The sequence below is a fragment of the Xanthobacter sp. BG11Y11_SDJG genome (assembly GCF_057364445.1).
In genome coordinates this window covers 1-3,387 of the sequence record NZ_JBNFNU010000433.1, presented here as the reverse complement: position 1 = coordinate 3,387, position 3,387 = coordinate 1, and the positions used below count along the sequence as shown (strand labels likewise).

Genomic DNA, 3,387 nt, shown 5'->3' with positions numbered 1-3,387 from the left:
GGTGACGGGGTGCGCCATGTGGTCCCGGCGCCCCAACCGCCCCGAGCCTCCCTTCCCTCACCCTGCCCTCTCCCCGACGGGGAGAGGGTTCGCGGTGCGCCAGCCCGCATTCCGCGCGCACCGCGCGCCTCACCCATTCCTGAGAGGAACGCCCCATGTCCCTCATCCATGAAATCGACTACGGCACCCCGGTCTCCAAGTCCGAGAAGCTCGTCACCCTCACCATCGACGGCATGAAGGTGACGGTGCCCGAGGGCACCTCCATCATGCGCGCGGCCATGGAGGTGGGGAACCAGATTCCCAAGCTGTGCGCCACCGACATGCTGGAGAGCTTCGGCTCCTGCCGCCTGTGCCTGGTCGAGATCGAGGGCCGCGGCGGCACCCCGGCCTCCTGCACCACGCCGGTGATGGACGGCATCGTGGTGAAGACCCAGACCGAGCGCCTGAAGCAGATCCGGCGCGGGGTGATGGAGCTCTACATCTCCGACCACCCGCTCGACTGCCTCACCTGCTCCGCCAACGGCGATTGCGAGCTTCAGGACATGGCCGGCGTCGTCGGCCTGCGCGAGGTGCGCTACGGCTACGAGGGCGAGAACCACACCAAGCTGGGGAAGGACGAGAGCAACCCGTACTTCACCTACGAGCAGTCGAAGTGCATCGTCTGCAACCGCTGCGTCCGCGCCTGCGAAGAGGTGCAGGGCACGTTCGCGCTCACCATCTCCGGACGCGGCTTCGGCTCGCGCGTCTCGCCGGGCATGAACGAGACCTTCCTGTCGTCGGAGTGCGTGTCCTGCGGCGCCTGCGTGCAGGCCTGCCCGACCGCGACGCTCAACGAAAAGGCCATGTACGACATCGGCACCCCCGAGCATTCGCTGGTGACCACCTGCGCCTATTGCGGCGTCGGCTGCACCTTCAAGGCGGAGATGCGCGGCGACGAGCTGGTGCGCATGGTGCCGTACAAGGACGGCAAGGCGAACCGCGGCCATTCCTGCGTGAAGGGCCGCTTCGCCTACGGCTACGCCACCCATAAGGACCGCATCCTCAAGCCCATGATCCGCGCCTCCATCCACGAGCCGTGGAAGGAAGTGAGCTACGAGGAGGCGATCCAGTACGCCGCCTCCGAGTTCAAGCGCATCCAGGAGAAGTACGGCCGCCGCGCGGTGGGCGGCATCACCTCCTCGCGCTGCACCAACGAGGAGACCTACCTGGTCCAGAAGCTGATCCGCGGCGGCTTCGGCAACAACAACGTGGACACCTGCGCCCGCGTCTGCCACTCGCCCACCGGCTACGGCCTCTCGCAGACCTACGGCACTTCGGCCGGCACCCAGGACTTCGACAGCGTCGAGGCCAGCGACGTGATCCTCGTGATCGGCGCCAACCCGACCGACGGCCACCCGGTGTTCGGCTCGCGCATGAAGAAGCGCCTGCGCCAGGGCGCGAAGCTGATCGTGGTCGACCCGCGCCGCACGGATTCGGTGCGCTCGCCCCACATCGAGGCCGCCTTCCACCTGCCGCTGAAGCCCGGCACCAATGTCGCCATCGTCACCGCGCTGGCCCATGTGGTGGTCACCGAGGGCCTGGTGAACGAGACGTTCGTGCGCGAGCGCTGCGACTGGGACGAGTTCCAGGAATGGGCCGCCTTCGTCGCCGACGAGCGCCACTCCCCCGAGGCGGTGGAGAAGTATACCGGCGTCGATCCCGCGCTGGTGCGCGGCGCGGCGCGGCTCTACGCCACCGGCGGCAATGCGGCCATCTATTACGGCCTCGGCGTCACCGAGCATTCCCAGGGCTCGACCACGGTGATGGCGATCGCCAACCTCGCCATGGCCACCGGCAATGTGGGTCGCAACGGCGTGGGCGTGAACCCGCTGCGCGGCCAGAACAACGTGCAGGGCTCGTGCGACATGGGCTCGTTCCCGCACGAACTGCCAGGCTACCGCCACATCTCCGACGACGCCACCCGCGCCGCCTTCGAGGCCATGTGGGGCGTGCCCCTGGACAACGAGCCGGGCCTGCGCATCCCCAACATGTTCGATGCGGCGGTCGAGGGCACCTACAAGGGCATGTATGTGCAGGGCGAGGATATCCTCCAGTCCGATCCCGACACCAAGCATGTCTCGGCGGGACTTGCCGCGCTGGAATGCCTGGTGGTGCAGGACCTGTTCCTGAACGAGACCGCCAACTATGCCCATGTCTTCCTGCCGGGCTGCTCGTTCCTGGAGAAGGACGGCACCTTCACCAACGCCGAGCGCCGTATCCAGCGCGTGCGCAAGGTGATGGCGCCGAAGAACGGCTATGCGGACTGGGAAGTGACCCAGATGCTCGCCAACGCCCTGGGCTTCCCCATGGCCTATCAGCATCCCAGCGAGATCATGGACGAGATCGCCATGCTCACCCCCACCTTCAGGGGCGTGAGCTATGCGAGGCTCGACGAACTGGGCTCGGTGCAGTGGCCGTGCAACGACCAGGCGCCGGAGGGCACGCCGATCATGCATATCGGCGGCTTCGTGCGCGGCAAGGGCAAGTTCATCCTCACCGAATACGTGCCGACCGACGAGCGCACCGGGCCGCGCTTCCCGCTGCTGCTCACCACCGGGCGCATCCTCTCCCAGTACAATGTGGGCGCCCAGACCCGCCGCACCGCCAACACCGCCTGGCATGCGGAGGACGTGCTGGAAATCCACGCCCACGACGCCGAGAACCGCTGCATCCGCGACGGCGACTTCGTGAAGCTGGAGAGCCGCGCCGGCTCCACCTCGCTCAAGGCGGTGATCTCCGACCGCGTCTCGCCCGGCGTGGTCTACACCACCTTCCACCACCCGGTGACGCAGGCGAACGTGGTGACGACGGAGTATTCCGACTGGGCCACCAACTGCCCGGAATACAAGGTGACCGCGGTGCAGATCTCGCCCTCCAACGGCCCCACCCAGTGGCAGGAGGAGTATGAGGACCTGTCGCGCAAGAGCCGCCGCATCGCGGCGGAGTGAGGCGGGAGGCGCTCGCTCCTGTTCCCCGGACAAGCTCCACCGGACGGTGGAGCGCCGATCCGGGGCCCAGGGGCAAAGTCGGCGCAGCCGGCAATACCCTCCGGCGGGCGCCGGAGGAGCCACCTTCGGCGCGTTTTTGCGCTGGGCCCCGGCTCGCCCTCCGCTACGCTCCGCTCGGCCGGGGCACGAGGGCGGTTCGGTGACGCCAATCAGACCCTTCTCCCGGGGAGGGAGAGGTGGGAACGGAAGGGCGATTGCTCTTCCTATCCTGCCCAGCAGCCACCATCTGAACCGGACGACAGTGAAGCACGAAGATTCGAGATGACCGACGCACCCGCCCTGCCCCCTGCCCGACGACCGCCCGGGCGCCCCCCGCCGGCACGGCGGGTGGGCGCGCGCG

At 68.1% G+C, this 3,387-nt stretch carries 1 protein-coding gene; it reads left to right on the top strand.

Annotated elements, in window-relative coordinates; genetic code table 11:
* Positions 1-155 precede the first annotated feature (155 nt).
* Positions 156-2,987 carry a formate dehydrogenase subunit alpha gene (gene fdhF, locus AC2W7M_RS22315; RefSeq protein ID WP_486135006.1) on the top strand — a complete coding sequence of 944 codons (2,832 nt, stop codon included), beginning with the start codon at positions 156-158 and terminating at the stop codon, positions 2,985-2,987.
* The last annotated feature ends 400 nt before the right edge of the window (positions 2,988-3,387 follow it).